Genomic DNA, 15,156 nt, shown 5'->3' with positions numbered 1-15,156 from the left:
AGCCTGATCTCCATGAGCCACATCTTAAAACTTCAGCGACACACTCAGCGCCCCGAAATTGTCGGGATCTTTCTGGCTCTCAAATTCTCGTGTTCTCAGTACATGGGTGTAGCTGATTCTGAAGTCGGGCCAATCGAAGACGAATCCAAATTGCAAATCGCCCACGAAGGTGTTTTTGTCGACGCTACGGCTGTCCTTAAACGTGTTGCCGTCCAGAAAGATATTTCTTCCGACTGCCCGGGTGTCCAAGCCGACAAACAAATACCAATTAAACCCTGACGCGGGGCTGAAGTCAGACGAGCCAGGCAGGCTGGGCTGGATTCTTGGCGGCCCGTAGTCGCGTGGCAACGTCGGTCCATAGCGAAAGGTGATTCCTGTGTTGGCGTACGTAAATACATTGCCGAGTGCCAGGCCAATGTGCGGCGTGGTGTCAAACCGGTTGCCAAGCCAAGTGGTGGTGGCAAACGTTCGCCAGCTGCGTTGATACGCAATGTTTAAACCCAGCTCATCACCAAGCTGGGTGTCCCAGCCTTTGGGGTCATCGGCGCCCACTACCTTATGAACAAATTTTTGCGTTTGTTTGGCCAGCGATGACGGGCCCACCACGCCAAGGCTTAGCCAGAACTGATCAAGTCGGTTGTTGGTTTCCACCCCCAGCCCCACTGATCCGTAGAGCCAACCCGCGTAGGGGCGCTCGCCTGCCGGGGGATCGGCGAGCTTGATGTCGCTGGGCACGAACATGCTTTGGCCAAAGGCATAGCTATGCCGAATTTTGCCGCTGGTGGGGAAAAAGGGCAGGAGTTGGGACGCCTGAACGGCCCACTCCGGGGGCGGTTTATTGGGCGAGGCTGTCCATGCGAATCGCGCACCATTGGTGTAGTGCTGATCTTTGCCATAGAACAAGTCGTTTTCCAGAATGAAAATAAGCGTTCCATTCTGGTTGGTCTCATTTGCTTTGGCGTGATTGGGTAATGTCAACAGACAGCAGCACAGGACTGCCCACAATGCCGATTGAAGAAGCCGCACGCTTAGAGACTTTTGCAGAGATCGTGAGTGTTCCTTGGCCTGCTGCTTACAACACCTCGGTAGCAAAATCTGCCAATCGGGAACGCTCACCGCGCTGCAGGGTCACGTGGCCGCCATGGGCCCAGCCCTTAAACCGATCCACCACATAAGTCAGGCCAGAAGAGCCCTCGGTCAGGTAGGGTGAATCAATCTGGGCAATGTTGCCCATGCAGACCACCTTGGTGCCGGGACCCGCGCGTGTAATCAGGGCTTTCATCTGCTTGGGCGTTAAGTTCTGTGCTTCATCAATAATCAAAAACTTATTGATAAAGGTTCGGCCACGCATGAAGTTCAACGACTTCACCTTGATACGTGTGCGAATTAAATCGGCGGCGGCCGATCGGCCCCAGTCACCCCCACCATCGACCCCGCGATTGAGCACTTCTAAGTTATCTTCAAGTGCGCCCATCCAAGGCTGCATTTTTTCTTCTTCGGTGCCCGGTAAAAATCCGATGTCATCGCCCAGCGGAACGGTGGCACGCGTCACAATGATCTCGTTATAAATCTTGGTCTCAAGAATCTGGGCAAGGCCCGAGGCCAGGGCCAGCAGCGTCTTACCCGTACCAGCCTGACCCAGCAGGGTCACAAAGTCGACCTCGGGGTTCATGAGCAGATTCAAGGCAAAGTTTTGTTCGCGATTGCGGGCGCCGATGCCCCAGACCGTGTTTTTCGGGTGGCCATAGTCGCGCAGGGTACGCAGCACAGCCGTCTTGCCCTGGACTTCTTGAACAATGGCGTAAAGCGGATGTTGGCCCTCTTCAAAGACAAATTGATTGACATGAAAGGCAGCGCACAGTGGGCCGCTCACGCGATAAAAGGTATAGCCGCTTTGTTGCCAAGACTCGAGTTTTTTGCCGTGAGTGTCCCAAAAGCCCTCGGGCAATCGCAGGGCACCGGAATACAAAAGATCGGCGTCATCAATGACCTGATCGTTGAAATAGTCTTCTGCAGGCAGCCCAAGTGCATGGGCCTTGATTCGGATATTGATGTCCTTGGACACCAGCACCACCACCCGGTCTTTTTGTTTGGCCTGCAACGCCTTGACCACCGCAAGAATCTGGTTGTCCGCCTTGCCGGTCTCAAAACCCTCGATGCCCTTGATGGGTTCAATCGAAATCGGTTCGGTTTGGAAAAAGAGTCGACCAGTCGCGTCTTTATTGCCAAGTGCCGACAAGGGAATGCCTGCGCCGATCTTGGCCTTGTCCCCAACTTCGCCTGAGATGGCATCAATCAACGCGTCTAGCGAGCGGGTGACTTGACGAACGTTTCGGGCGACTTCGGACATGCCCTTTTTGTGGTTATCCAATTCTTCCAGCGTCATCATCGGCAAGAACACGTCGTGCTCTTCAAACCGAAAAAGGCTGCTGGGGTCATGCATCAAGACATTGGTATCCAGAACAAAAGTCTTGGCTACATCAGGATCGGTGCGGCGGCGGGGTTCCCGCAGCACGTTAACGGGGGTGCTTGTCTTACTTCTGGTTGGCGTGGTCGCAGCGCTGCCAAAGTTGGTTGGCATCAGTTCGGCCTGCGCCCCACCGGGGCTGGCCGCCCGTGTTGGCATCTGCTTTGCGGCAGTAGCCCTGGGGGCGGCGGGTTCTGTGGCGGCCTCGCGGCCCCCCGTTGGCGCCACGGCGGCAGTTTTTTTGCTTTTCGATGGCTTGGCAATCAAGTCGCCGGTGGGCTGGACAAGGGTGGCGGGTTTGGTTGGGGCCTTGGGTAGTGGCATGGGTGTTGCAAGCCTCTTTGGAGTAGTTCTGAGCGGGTTAGGGGTTGGACAATGGTGCCTGGCGGTCAAAAAGCAAAATGGCCAAGGTTTTTCTGCCCTCGGCGGCCAATAGATTAAAGGTTCGGCAGGCCGCGCCCAGGGTCATCGATTCCACGCCAATCCGGCGGCTGGTCAGCGGCAAAAGGTGGCTTGGCGGCAAGAAAAGTTGTCGAGTACCGGTACCAATCAGCACCACCTCGGGGGCCTTGGCAGCAAGCGTTTCGAAGAGGTCTATGGTCAATTCCAGCGGGCCAATTCCGGCGGCCAGGGGGCTTGGCCCAAGGTTAGGGTCCAGAATTAAGGGGGAGTCGTGCCTGACGCCGTTGACCTCCAGGTAGTCGGGGCCGTAGGCGTTAATTGCGAACACGCCGCCGTTGGGCTGGGGCGTGAATGTCGTAGTCATCGGAGACAAAGCCATGTGGCGCAAAGACTAGCAGGTTTTTTTCGGTTTTTTGCAACTGCCAGGCTAAGTTAAAGTTAAGGTTTTTCCCCATTTCGGGGCAAACGAAGGCCCGGCCGAGCTGCGGGCAGACCAATATGACCATGAAGCCATTTCCACGAATCCAGCGCCTGCCGCCCTATGTGTTCAACATTACTGGGGAATTGAAGATGGCGGCCCGCCGCCGCGGCGAAGACATTATCGATATGAGTATGGGCAACCCCGACGGCCCAACGCCCAAGCACATCGTGGACAAGCTGGTGGAGACGGCCACCAAAGAACACACCCATGGTTACTCGGTGTCCAAAGGGATCCCCCGGCTAAGAAAGGCGATCGCCAACTGGTACAAAACACGCTATGACGTGGACCTGGACCCAGAGTCCGAAGCCATTGTCACGATTGGTTCCAAAGAGGGCCTGGCCCATTTGATGCTGGCCACACTCGATCACGGCGATACGGTCTTGGTGCCCAATCCCAGCTATCCGATTCATATCTACGGCGCGATCATTGCCGGCGCGAGCATCCAGTCATTCCGCATGGGCAGTGGCATTGATTTTTTTGAAGAGCTTGAGCGCAATATCCGCGAATCGATCCCAAAGCCCAAGATGATCATTCTGGGTTTTCCGAGTAACCCCACGGCCCAATGCGTTGAGTTGGATTTCTTTGAGCGGATCGTGGCGCTTGCTAAGCAACATGACATTCTGGTGGTCCACGACCTGGCCTACGCGGATATTGCCTTTGATGGCTTTAAGCCGCCATCCATCATGCAGGTGCCGGGCGCCCGCGATGTAGCGGTTGAGTTCTTCACCATGAGTAAGAGCTACAACATGGCTGGCTGGCGTGTGGGCTTTATGGTGGGCAATAAAGAGCTGGTCAGTGCGCTGGCCAGAATCAAGAGCTATCACGATTACGGCACCTTTACCCCCATTCAAGTGGCCTCGGTCATTGCGCTGGAAGGGCCCCAGGATTGCGTGGAAGAGGTGCGTCAGCAATATCAGTCGCGCCGTGATGTGCTGACCAAGGGATTGATTGAAGCGGGCTGGAATGTGGAAGTGCCAAAGGCCTCGATGTATGTCTGGGCGGAAATCCCGCCCGCTTACAAACACATGGGGTCTTTGGAGTTTGCAAAGAAATTACTGATCGAGGCCAAGGTCGCAGTGTCACCTGGCATTGGCTTTGGCGAATACGGAGATGATCACGTGCGATTTGCGCTGATTGAAAACGAACAACGCACGCGTCAGGCGGTGCGGGGAATTAAAGAGATGTTTCGTAAAGACGGTTTGATTCAGCCAGCCGCAGGGGCTGCCCAGGGAGAGTCCGCATGAGTCAAGCAGTCTTGCGCGTGGGCCTTGCCGGTGCAGGCACCGTGGGTGGTGGCACCTGGTCGGTGCTCACAAGAAATGCCGATGAAATTGCCCGTCGTGCGGGCCGCCCGATTGCCATTACTGGTGTTTCCGACCTGGACGCGGCCAAGGTCAGCGCGCTCACAGGTGGCAAGGCCAAGTTTTATGCCGACGCCATGGAGATGGCGAAATCACCCGAGATCGACGTGGTGGTGGAATTAATTGGCGGCTACGGTTTTGCCAAAAACTTTGTGATGGCAGCCATTGAAAATGGCAAGCATGTGGTCACGGCGAACAAGGCCTTATTGGCTGTTCACGGCAATGAGATTTTTGCAGCAGCCCAGAAAAAGGGCGTGATTGTGGCCTTTGAGGCAGCCGTTGCTGGCGGTATACCCATTATCAAAGCCCTGCGCGAGGGCTTAACCGCCAACCGTATCGAGTGGATTGCCGGCATTATCAATGGCACCACCAACTTCATTTTGTCCGAGATGCGGGACAAGGGCCTGCCGTTTGCTGATGTGCTCAAAGAAGCCCAACGGCTTGGTTATGCCGAAGCGGACCCCACCTTTGATATCGAGGGCGTGGATGCGGCACACAAGGCCACCATCATGTCGGCAATCGCCTTCGGCATTCCCATGCAGTTTGACCGCGCCCACATCGAGGGCATCTCGAAGCTTCAGGCCAAAGACATTCAATACGCCGAGCAGCTGGGCTATCGCATTAAGCTTTTGGGCATTACCAAGCGCCACGCCAATGGCGTGGAGTTGCGTGTGCATCCAACATTGATTTCTGCCAAGAAATTGATCGCCAATGTGGAAGGCGCCATGAACGCCGTCTGGGTGAAGGGCGATGCCGTGGGCCACACCATGTATTACGGCAAGGGCGCAGGCGCTGAGCCCACCGCCAGTGCGGTGATTGCAGATCTGGTCGATGTGGCCCGAACACTCACTGCAGATCCAGCCAATCGTGTGCCCTACCTGGCCTTCCAGCCCGATCAGATGAACGCACTGTCGGTGGTGCCGATTGATCAGATTGAATCCAGCTACTACCTGCGGCTACGTGTCAAAGATCAGCCGGGCGTGCTGGCCGACATCACCCGCGCCCTGGCCGATGGCCAGATTTCGATTGATGCATTTTTTCAGCGTGAACCAGACGAAGGGTCGGATCAGACCGATGTGGTGCTGATCACGCATTTGTGTGTTGAAAAGAAAATGCGCGAAGCCATTCAAAAGATTGAGAAGCTGCCCACCGTGCTGTCCGAGGCCGTGGTGCTGCGCATGGAGGCCTTCGCTTGAGCCTGCACTATGTATCGACGCGCGGCACTGGCGCGTCCGCGGACATGGGATCGTTTCAAGACATCCTGTTAGAGGGCCTTGCCCAAGACGGCGGCTTGGCCATGCCCAAGTCGATTCCACAGGTTACCGCAGCCGACTTACAAGGCTTTGCTGGCTTGAGTTATCCAAAGCTTGCGGCAGAGATCATTTCCCGGTTTGCCGACGACATTGATCGTGCTGTGATCGATCAGCTCTGTGCCAGGGCCTACACGGTTCAGAAGTTTGGCCATGCGGATATTGCGCCGCTCACCCCACTGGGTGTGGAGCAGGGTGCACCGCTGGCCATTTTGGAACTCTCCAACGGGCCCACGCTGGCCTTTAAAGACATGGCCATGCAGATGCTGGGCCAGTTGTTTGAATACGTGCTCACGCAACGCGGCGAGAAGCTCAATATTCTGGGCGCCACATCTGGTGATACGGGCAGTGCCGCCGAATACGCCATGCGCGATAAGCATGCGGTGTCGGTTTTTATGCTCTCGCCCCAGGGCCGAATGAGTGATTTTCAGCGGGCACAGATGTATTCCCTGCAAGAGCCCAATATTCATAATCTCGCGGTGTCTGGTGTGTTTGATGATTGCCAAGACATGGTGAAGGCCGTGTCGGCCGATTTGGAATTCAAGGCGAAGTGGCGCATTGGCACAGTGAACTCGATCAACTGGGCCCGCATCATGTCCCAGGTGGTGTATTACTTCTGGGGTTATCTCTCGGCGGTGAAAGCCTATGGGCTAAGGATCGGTGATCGCGTGTCGTTCTCGGTGCCGTCAGGCAACTTTGGCAATGTGTTTTCTGGCTTTATGGCCAAGTCCATGGGGCTGCCCATTCACAAGCTGATTGTGGCCACCAACGAAAACGATGTGTTGGATGAATTCTTTCGCACGGGCGTTTATCGCGTGCGGGGCTCGAAAGAAACCTTTCAGACGTCTAGCCCATCGATGGATATTTCCAAAGCATCAAACTTTGAGCGCTATGTCTATGTGGTTCTTGGCCAAGACGGTGCGGCCTGCGCGGCGCTCTGGCAGCAGCTGGGAAAGACCGGTCAGTTTAGTCTTGCCGGCACGCCTGCATGGCAGGCCGTCCAACAATCGAACCTTCATTCAGGAAAAAGTACCCATGCCAATCGTCTGGCCACCATTCGTGAGATTGATCAAAAGTATCAACGCGTGATTGATCCGCACACGGCAGACGGCGTGTTTGTTGGCCGCCAGTACTTGGAGTCTGGTGTGCCGATGATTTGTTTGGAGACCGCACTTCCAGCCAAGTTTGCTGAAACGATTGAAGAGGCGCTCAATCGGCCAGCGCCAAGACCCAAGGGGCTTGAACACCTGGAGTCTTTGCCACAGCGCGTGGAAAACATTGACCAGGATGTGGCAAACCTAAAGCGCATTATTTCGGAACGCGCGTTGTCCTGACCCATGAAGTCGCTCGATCAGGCGCTTGAAGTTTTATCGGCAACGCTATCGCCGGTTGGTCAGACCGAGTCGGTGGACTTGCAGCAGGCCCTTGGCCGTGTCTTGGCAGCGTCAGTGACCTCACCGATTGATGTTCCAGCCTATGACAATAGCCAGATGGATGGCTACGCGGGTGTGGCAGTCGAGATGAACAACGCCATGGAACCTTTGGTGGTCAGTCAGCGTATCCCTGCGGGCCACCCGGGCACCCCCTTGGTGTCAGGCACCGTCGCCCGGATTTTTACGGGTGCGCCGATTCCTGCCGGTGCCAATGCGGTCATCATGCAAGAGCAGGTTCAGGTGCAAGATGATGGGCGGGTGAGATGTTTAGAGTCAGTGTCGCCTGGTCAAAACATTCGTCCGTGTGCCGGTGACATAGCCTGCGGTGCGGTGATATTAGACAAAGGCCGTCGACTCTCTGCCGCCGACATTGCCCTGTGTGCCTCGGTGGGTCAGGCGCAACTCACGGTCTACCGAAGGCTCAAAGTGGCGGTGTTTTCATCGGGAGATGAGTTGCAACAGCCTGGCCAACCACTTGGCCTTGGCCAGATCTATGACAGCAACCGGCCCATGATCATGGCCCTGGCCCAGGGCCTTGGCGCAGAAGTTTTGGATATGGGCTGCCTGCCCGACGATTTCTCTGAAACGAAAAGTCGTCTGTCGCAGGCGGCAAAGCAAAGCGATGTGATTCTGACCTGTGGCGGTGTGTCCGTGGGGGAAGAAGATCACATCAAGGCGGCTATCTCGGCGCTCGGGTCGCTAGATCTTTGGAAGATTTCGGTAAAGCCCGGAAAGCCATTTGCCTTTGGCCGCGTGGGTCAGTCGGTCTTTATGGGGATGCCCGGCAACCCGGTAGCAGCCTGGGTCACCTTTGCGCTGCTGGTGCGCCCGTACCTGCTGGGCATGATGGGGAGCCAGGCCGAAGCACCAATGGGCTTTCGTGTGCCAGCGGCCTTTGATTTGCCCAAGCCCGATAGCCGTCAGGAGTTCTTGCGGGCCTGGATCAATCCGCAGGGGCAGGCCCAGATTCATGGCCGACAGAATTCCGGGGTGCTCTCATCGGTCACCCAGTGCACGGGGCTGGTCGAAATCCCTGCATCAACCCCGGTTGTGGCTGGTGAATTTGTGCGGTTTATTCCTTACACTGCACTCGTTAATTAACACTCGACTCGCTAATAAAAACTCGGTTGCTCGACGCCCAATCTTATGAAGGTTCGACTCAAGCTCTTTGCTTCTTTGCGTGAACTCACCGGAGTGGAAGATGAAACCCTGGACATTCCAGAGCACATCTCCACGCTTGGCGAATTGCGTGACCACTTGCGCAGCCGGGGAGAGTCTTGGTCGCAGGCGCTTGATGCGAAACGGGCCATTCGGGGCGCGATCAATCAGCGCATGGCCCAGGAATCCGATGCCCTGCATGAGGGCGACGAAATCGCCTTCTTTCCGCCAGTCACGGGCGGCTGATATGACAGCGGTCCGTGTTCAGCAGCAGGCCTTTGATGTGGGCGCAGAGTTGCGTGCCTTGCGTCAGACCGCTGATGGCCAGTGGGACACCCGTGTGGGTGCGGTGGCCAGTTTCGTGGGCACGGTCCGCGATATGAACGAAGGCGATACGGTCAAGACCCTGGTCTTGGAGCACTACCCCGGCATGACCGAATCCAGTATTCAGGAAATTATTGATCAGGCCATGGGCCGTTGGCCTTTATTTAACGCTCGAGTCATCCACCGAATTGGTCGGCTACAGCCTGCCGATGAAATCGTTTGGGTTGGCGTGACCAGCGCCCACCGCGAGGCCGCGCTTGAAGCCTGTGCCTTCATCATGGACTTTCTGAAATCTAAAGCCCCATTTTGGAAAAAAGAATCAATCCCCCAAGGCGATCGTTGGGTCGAGGCCCGAGAAAAAGACGAGGCAGCGCTAAAGCGCTGGTGATGGCGTCGCTCGGGGTTGCTTTCACAGCCTTCGGCCCTCGGTTCTCTTCCGAAATCTCAGACCAATGACGCTGAACCTCACCCTGACTGGATCGTATTCCGAGATCGATTGTGATGAGTGGAATGACCTGGCGGAATCGCCCTCTGCTGCATGCCCCATGCTGCGCTGGGAATTTTTATCTGGCTTAGAGCAAACGGGCTGCACCACGGCCGATACTGGCTGGCAGCCCATTCCGCTAACGGTGCGAGACGATGCGGGCAAGCTTATCGGTGCTGCACCCCTATATGCCAAGGGCCATTCGTATGGCGAATATGTCTTTGATTGGGCCTGGGCCGATGCCTATCAGCGGGCGGGATTGAATTACTTTCCCAAGCTCTTGGTGGCGATTCCGTTTTCACCAATTCCCAGTGCGCGGCTGTTGGTGCGTGAATCGTCGCTACGCGAGAACGTCGCCGATGGTGCACTGGCGGGCAAGGCCGCTTGGAATCCAAAAGATGTGAAAGCAACATTAATTGCAGGGCTGCAGGCCCAAGTCGAATCCAGCGGTTTGTCTTCGGCCCATGTGTTATTTCCCGATGACCAGGATTTAGATGCACTCAAAACCGCGGGTTGGCTGGTTCGAGAAAACGTGCAGTTTCATTGGCAAAACCCTGGCTACGCCTCGTTTGAAGATTATCTTGCTGCGCTCACGCAGCCCAAACGAAAAAAGATTAAGGCAGAGCGGCGCAAAGTGCGCGAGGCAAATGTCTCGACCCGAATGATCGAGGGCCCAGAGATCACAGAAGATGAGCTCGCGTTTTTTTATCAGTGTTACGAGCGCACTTATGTTGAACACCGCTCAACGGCTTACATGAATCTTGCCTTCTTTGAGCATTTGCGCACATCTATGCCGCAGAACATGTTGCTTTGTATTGCCGAGCGGGAAGGGCGGCCGATCGCCGCTTCCTTTTTTATGCATAGCAATGCCGTGCTTTATGGCCGCTATTGGGGCGCAGTTGAGCGGGTGGATTGCCTGCATTTCGAAGTGTCATATTACTCGCCCATTGAATGGGCGATTGCCCAGAAGATTCGTCGCTTTGAAGGTGGCGCCCAGGGCGAGCACAAGCTTGCCCGCGGTTTTGAGCCGGTGAAGACCTACTCGGCCCATTGGCTGGCGGAACCGCGGTTCAAAGATGCCGTAGCCCGGTACCTGGCGCGTGAGTCACAGGGCATGGAGGCTTATGTGAACGAGCTCGAGTCTCGCAGTCCGGTTCGGACTTAAGTCTCTGGCGGGGATTGCTAACAAACGCATTTTTATGTAATTTTGAGTTTATGCAATCCAAAGAAAGCATGGGGCGCAGGGCGCCAGCATTCCCGTCGATATCGATTGGAAAGCCATATCCCAAAGCCTTAACTTCGAACGCTGCTCTTTTTGAGCTCCTGAATAAGTCTCGATGAGCCGCAGGCTTTCTGGCACCTGCATTACCCCCCCCAAGTATCTGACCGACGCCTACCTTGCCGCCTTTGCCGTTTGCTCAGGCCTGCGTTTGGTCACCTTCGACAAAGACTTCGAGCGATTTGAGGGATTAAGTCTCTTGCGACTCAAGCCTTGAATTTTCGGCGGGTTGGCCCCATCTTCTTCTCATCCGTGGCGAAAGCCACCCCCTTTTGACCTGAGAAGAACGAATGAGAACCGACAAACTAACCACCGCCTTTCAGCAGGCCCTGGCCGATGCCCAGAGCTTGGCCGTGGGCTATGACAGCCCCACCATTGAGCCCCTGCACGTGCTCTCGGCACTGCTGCAGCAAGACGAGGGTTCGACCAAATCGCTGCTCGCGCGCGCGGGCGTGAACACCCAGCGGCTGGCCAACGCCGTCAACACTGCGCTCGAGAATCTGCCCAAAGTGGCCCAGGCCGACGGCAATGTGACGGTGGGCTCGGAGCTGGTCAAAGTCTTCAATCTCACGGACAAGGAAGCCCAAAAGCGTGGCGACCAATTCATCGCCAGTGAATTGTTCTTGCTGGCACTGGCTGACGACAAAGGGGCTGCCGGAAAGCTGCTGCGCGAAAGCGGGCTGACCCGCAAGAATTTAGAGTTGGCCATTGACGCCGTTCGCGGCGGCCAGTCGGTGGACTCTGCTGAGGCCGAAGGCCAGCGGGAATCACTGAAAAAATATTGCATTGATCTAACCGAGCGTGCCGCCCGTGGCAAGCTGGACCCGGTGATTGGCCGTGACGACGAGATTCGCCGCTGTATTCAAATTCTGCAGCGTCGTACCAAAAACAATCCTGTTCTGATTGGCGAGCCTGGCGTGGGTAAGACCGCCATCGTCGAGGGCCTGGCCCAGCGGATTGTGAATGGGGAAGTGCCCGAGGGCTTAAAAGGAAAATCAGTTCTCACACTCGATATGGCCGCGCTCTTGGCCGGTGCGAAATATCGTGGTGAGTTTGAAGAGCGCTTAAAAGCAGTGCTCAAAGACATTGCCCAGATGGCGGAAACCAGTCCGTCTGGCCACCCGATCGTCTTCATTGATGAGATCCACACCATGGTCGGTGCCGGTAAGGCCGAAGGCGCCATGGATGCTGGCAACATGTTAAAGCCTGCACTCTCACGCGGTGAGTTGCACTGCATTGGTGCCACCACCCTGGATGAATACCGCAAGTACATTGAAAAAGATGCGGCGCTTGAGCGCCGATTCCAAAAAGTCTTGGTGGGTGAACCCACGGTCGAGGCCACCATTGCCATTCTGCGTGGCCTGCAAGAGCGTTATGAAATCCACCACGGCGTAGAAATTACCGACCCCGCCATTGTTGCGGCGGCCGAGTTATCCCACCGTTACATCACCGATCGTTTCCTGCCCGATAAGGCCATTGACCTGATCGACGAGGCCGCATCTCGCATCAAGATGGAAATTGATTCGAAGCCCGAGTCCATGGACAAACTCGATCGCCGACTCATTCAGTTAAAGATCGAGCGCGAGGCCGTGCGTAAAGAGAAGGACGATGCATCGAAAAAACGTTTCGAGTTGCTAGAGCAAGAGATTGCCAAACTTGAGCGCGAGTCAGCCGATCTAGAAGAAGTCTGGAAGGCTGAAAAAGCAGCCGTGCAGGGCTCGCAATCGATCAAAGAAGAGATCGATCAGGTCCGTCACGAAATCGAGAGCTACACCCGCAAAGGCGACTGGCAGAAAGTCTCTGAGTTGCAATATGGCCGGCTGCCCGAGCTCGAGGCGCGGCTAAAAGCGGCAGACGCCAGCGGCGATGGCAAGGCGGCGAAGATGCAGTTACTTCGCACCCAAGTGGGTGCGGAAGAGATCGCCGAAGTCGTCTCACGGGCCACCGGCATTCCGGTATCGAAGATGATGACGGGTGAGCGTGAAAAGCTGCTCACCATGGAAGCCCACCTGCATGGCCGCGTGGTGGGCCAAGACGAGGCCGTCACCCTGGTCTCCGATGCGATCCGTCGCTCGCGGGCAGGTCTCTCTGACCCCAACAAACCCTATGGTTCCTTTTTGTTCCTTGGGCCTACGGGTGTGGGCAAGACTGAGCTTTGCAAGGCATTGGCCCAGTTCTTGTTTGACTCCGAAGAACATCTGGTGCGCATTGACATGAGTGAGTTCATGGAAAAGCACTCGGTCTCGCGTTTAATCGGTGCGCCCCCGGGCTATGTCGGCTATGAAGAGGGTGGCACGCTCACCGAAGCGGTGCGCCGCAAGCCCTACAGCGTGATCCTGCTTGATGAAGTTGAAAAGGCCCACCCTGATGTCTTTAACGTGTTGCTCCAGGTGCTAGACGATGGCCGCCTGACCGATGGCCAGGGCCGCACGGTGGATTTCCGCAACACGGTAGTGGTGATGACTTCGAACCTGGGCTCGCACGAGATCCAGCGGATGGCAGGGTCGCCCACAAGCGAGATCAAAGAAGCCGTTATGGCGGAAGTGAAATCGCATTTCCGGCCGGAGTTCATCAACCGGATCGACGAGATGGTGGTCTTCCACGCACTGGATCAAAAGCATATCCGCGACATTGCGCGTATTCAGTTGAAGCGCCTTGAGGCACGCATCGAAGAGCACGATATGAAGCTCGAGGTGTCAGACACCGCGCTTGATGAAGTGGCCAAGGTTGGGTTTGATCCGCTCTTTGGCGCGCGGCCATTAAAGCGTGCGATCCAACAGCGAATTGAAAACCCGGTGGCCAAGCTGATTTTGGAAGGCAAGTTCGGTCCCAATGATGTGATTCCGGTGGACTTCACAAACGGCGAATTCAAGTTCGACCGCGTTGTCCACTAACTTACCGCTGTGATTTGCGTGGTGCAGGTGAAAGCCTGCACCATGTACGCTATCTTCTTATTTGCCGGTCAGGCCAATCGGCCCGCAACGTATTGTTCAGATTATTCTTTTGACTGGAATATGAACCAGCCGTGTGCCACACAGGCGGTCGTGCAGGGCCTGCGAATCGCGATCAACCACTGCCCATAGAAACCCAACACCACTCATCACGCTGGGCAGGGCCACCAGCGCACGAATTGCTGCACGCCCCACGCTGATGTCGTCTCCGCCTTCGGTTTCAACCCGCATGCCCAGGGTCTGCATCGGGAGTGTGCAGCGGCCAAGACTCCAGCCCCAGCTGAAATAGGCCAGCAGTCCAGCGCCGATCACGGCCTGCAGGCCCAGGCGTTTGAGATCGTTCAATTCTGGCGATGCTTTGTCGCTGAAGTCGACCGCGACGGAATATAAAAAACCAATCAGTAGCAGTGGGCCAAAGAGCAATAGTGATTCGTACACCATGCCCATAAAACGCCGCCACACGGTAGCGGCGGGCTTGGGGGTTTGATCGATTGGCAGAGGAGGGCGGGGTGGTTGAGATTTCACCCCACAAGTTTACTGGGCAGCGAACGGTTTATCCGAATGCCGCGATAAGGCGGAGTGGGGCTTGGGGTTGGTGTTTAACGCAAAGGCCCCGTTGGTGTTTGCGGCGCCCGTCGAACCAGCTGAAGCGCCAGCGGCACCAGCAGCCCGTTCTTGGGCAAGCGCCATGAGCTGGGCCCGTTCTTTGGCTGACAGGTTTTGATACTCGTTCCACTTCATGACCTGAACTTCTTGGGGAATGATTTCCTTAAAGCCATCGAAAACGGCACGTGCCTGGCGGCGATCGTTTGCAGGCATGGACACCCATTCCTGCATCCGCTCTTGGGCCAGGGCCTGCTGCTCGGGGCTGAGCATGTGGAAGCGATCAGCGATTCGGATCCATTTTTGTTTGCGATGGGCTTCCATCTCGCCCCAAAATGATTCCAAGGGCGCTAAAGCTTCTTTCTGGGCGGTACTGAGTTTGCTCCAGATTGGGCCTTGCTGATTGGGGTTCAGGCCTGGAAAGAGACTCTCGGCAGACCAGAAATTGCGCATCTCAGCGGCCCGCTGCATCAACGATGCACCGGCCGATCCGGCTTGGGCCGCCGAGGATGATTGTTCAATGGCGCTTTCTTGGAAGATGAGAAAGCCTGGGTCCAGGTAGGCCTGCACAGGCAGGGGGCCAGAGATCATTTTCTGGTCAATGCTGGCGAGTCGATTCAGGTTGCCATCGATACGAACCTGCTCCGCCAAATTAAGACCAAGCACCACCGCCAACACCGAACCTGCGGTGATCCCCATTCCCCAGGCCTGGCTTGGCCACAAACGCAGCCATGCCCAACCCCGCGAGATTTGATCCCCATGCTGCTTTTCTTGCGCCCGAGCCACTGCCCGTTTGCGCGCCTTCAGCAGCGCTGAAGCGATCTCAGGAGAGACCGTGTTCTCGCTTTCTTTCAGGGCCCGTCGGGCTTGGTAGAGGTGTTGCTCTTGCATGTTGTTGGCGCT

Annotated in this window: 14 protein-coding genes; 9 read left to right on the top strand and 5 right to left on the bottom strand. The window is 56.2% G+C overall.

Annotated elements, in window-relative coordinates:
- Positions 1-24 precede the first annotated feature (24 nt).
- From AOB54_06020 to AOB54_06010, 3 genes are read right to left on the bottom strand one after another with little or no spacing between them, the layout of a single operon-like run.
- Entirely contained in the window at positions 25-1,026 is a 1,002-nt protein-coding gene (locus AOB54_06020; protein ID WVN41062.1) for a lipid A deacylase LpxR family protein, read from the bottom strand.
- Positions 1,027-1,072: 46 nt separating this feature from the next.
- A complete protein-coding gene (locus AOB54_06015) occupies positions 1,073-2,791 on the bottom strand; it encodes a PhoH family protein (GenBank protein WVN41061.1) in 1,719 nt (572 codons plus the stop codon).
- A gap of 37 nt (positions 2,792-2,828) precedes the next feature.
- Positions 2,829-3,233, bottom strand: a complete 405-nt coding sequence (locus AOB54_06010) for an MTH938/NDUFAF3 family protein (protein WVN41060.1) — start codon at positions 3,231-3,233, stop codon at positions 2,829-2,831.
- 140 nt (positions 3,234-3,373) lie between these two features.
- Here AOB54_06010 and alaC point away from each other — a divergent pair, with 140 nt between their 5' ends.
- The 9 genes from alaC (at position 3,374) to clpB (ending at position 13,593) form a co-directional block, all read left to right on the top strand.
- Positions 3,374-4,594 (top strand): alanine transaminase, encoded by a 1,221-nt coding sequence (gene alaC / locus AOB54_06005; GenBank protein ID WVN42782.1) that lies wholly within the window; start codon positions 3,374-3,376, stop codon positions 4,592-4,594.
- On the top strand, positions 4,591-5,907 hold the full coding sequence (locus tag AOB54_06000) for a homoserine dehydrogenase (GenBank protein ID WVN41059.1): 1,317 nt from the start codon (positions 4,591-4,593) through the stop codon (positions 5,905-5,907). Before alaC ends, AOB54_06000 begins: the two co-directional genes overlap by 4 nt.
- Positions 5,908-5,909: 2 nt before the next feature.
- Entirely contained in the window at positions 5,910-7,355 is a 1,446-nt protein-coding gene (gene thrC, locus AOB54_05995; GenBank protein ID WVN42781.1) for a threonine synthase, read from the top strand.
- 3 nt (positions 7,356-7,358) lie between these two features.
- Complete coding sequence (gene glp, locus AOB54_05990) at positions 7,359-8,555, top strand: gephyrin-like molybdotransferase Glp (GenBank protein WVN41058.1); 1,197 nt, start codon at positions 7,359-7,361, stop codon at positions 8,553-8,555.
- A gap of 45 nt (positions 8,556-8,600) precedes the next feature.
- Positions 8,601-8,858, top strand: a complete 258-nt coding sequence (moaD, locus tag AOB54_05985; protein WVN41057.1) for a molybdopterin converting factor subunit 1 — start codon at positions 8,601-8,603, stop codon at positions 8,856-8,858.
- Position 8,859: 1 nt separating this feature from the next.
- On the top strand, positions 8,860-9,324 hold the full coding sequence (moaE, locus tag AOB54_05980) for a molybdopterin synthase catalytic subunit MoaE (GenBank protein WVN41056.1): 465 nt from the start codon (positions 8,860-8,862) through the stop codon (positions 9,322-9,324).
- Positions 9,325-9,388: 64 nt separating this feature from the next.
- Positions 9,389-10,585 carry a GNAT family N-acetyltransferase gene (locus tag AOB54_05975; protein ID WVN41055.1) on the top strand — a complete coding sequence of 399 codons (1,197 nt, stop codon included), beginning with the start codon at positions 9,389-9,391 and terminating at the stop codon, positions 10,583-10,585.
- 172 nt (positions 10,586-10,757) lie between these two features.
- Positions 10,758-10,916, top strand: coding sequence for a hypothetical protein (locus AOB54_05970; protein ID WVN41054.1), 159 nt, complete (start codon positions 10,758-10,760; stop codon positions 10,914-10,916).
- A gap of 73 nt (positions 10,917-10,989) precedes the next feature.
- Entirely contained in the window at positions 10,990-13,593 is a 2,604-nt protein-coding gene (clpB, locus tag AOB54_05965) for an ATP-dependent chaperone ClpB (GenBank protein WVN41053.1), read from the top strand.
- 96 nt (positions 13,594-13,689) lie between these two features.
- Here clpB and AOB54_05960 read toward each other — a convergent pair whose 3' ends face one another.
- Entirely contained in the window at positions 13,690-14,112 is a 423-nt protein-coding gene (locus AOB54_05960; GenBank protein ID WVN42780.1) for an RDD family protein, read from the bottom strand.
- A 72-nt stretch (positions 14,113-14,184) separates the two neighbouring features.
- On the bottom strand, positions 14,185-15,144 hold the full coding sequence (locus AOB54_05955; GenBank protein ID WVN41052.1) for a DUF3619 family protein: 960 nt from the start codon (positions 15,142-15,144) through the stop codon (positions 14,185-14,187).
- Between the last annotated feature and the right edge of the window lie 12 nt (positions 15,145-15,156).

Origin of the sequence: beta proteobacterium MWH-UniP1 (assembly GCA_036362785.1) — a bacterium.
Classification (GTDB): Bacteria; Pseudomonadota; Gammaproteobacteria; order Burkholderiales; family Burkholderiaceae_A; genus Lacustribacter.
Note: the sequence above shows the minus strand (reverse complement) of the source record. Positions and strands in the feature narration are given on the sequence as shown.

Excerpts from the sequence above, each read along its gene's own strand:
- AOB54_06015 (WVN41061.1), bottom strand. The coding sequence starts at position 2,791 with ATGCCACTACCCAAGGCCCCAACCAAACCCGCCACCCTTGTCCAGCCC.
- AOB54_06010 (WVN41060.1), bottom strand. The coding sequence starts at position 3,233 with ATGACTACGACATTCACGCCCCAGCCCAACGGCGGCGTGTTCGCAATT.
- alaC (WVN42782.1), top strand. The coding sequence starts at position 3,374 with ATGAAGCCATTTCCACGAATCCAGCGCCTGCCGCCCTATGTGTTCAAC.
- AOB54_06000 (WVN41059.1), top strand. The coding sequence starts at position 4,591 with ATGAGTCAAGCAGTCTTGCGCGTGGGCCTTGCCGGTGCAGGCACCGTG.
- glp (WVN41058.1), top strand. The coding sequence starts at position 7,359 with ATGAAGTCGCTCGATCAGGCGCTTGAAGTTTTATCGGCAACGCTATCG.
- moaD (WVN41057.1), top strand. The coding sequence starts at position 8,601 with ATGAAGGTTCGACTCAAGCTCTTTGCTTCTTTGCGTGAACTCACCGGA.
- moaE (WVN41056.1), top strand. The coding sequence starts at position 8,860 with ATGACAGCGGTCCGTGTTCAGCAGCAGGCCTTTGATGTGGGCGCAGAG.
- AOB54_05975 (WVN41055.1), top strand. The coding sequence starts at position 9,389 with ATGACGCTGAACCTCACCCTGACTGGATCGTATTCCGAGATCGATTGT.
- AOB54_05970 (WVN41054.1), top strand. The coding sequence starts at position 10,758 with ATGAGCCGCAGGCTTTCTGGCACCTGCATTACCCCCCCCAAGTATCTG.
- clpB (WVN41053.1), top strand. The coding sequence starts at position 10,990 with ATGAGAACCGACAAACTAACCACCGCCTTTCAGCAGGCCCTGGCCGAT.
- AOB54_05955 (WVN41052.1), bottom strand. The coding sequence starts at position 15,144 with ATGCAAGAGCAACACCTCTACCAAGCCCGACGGGCCCTGAAAGAAAGC.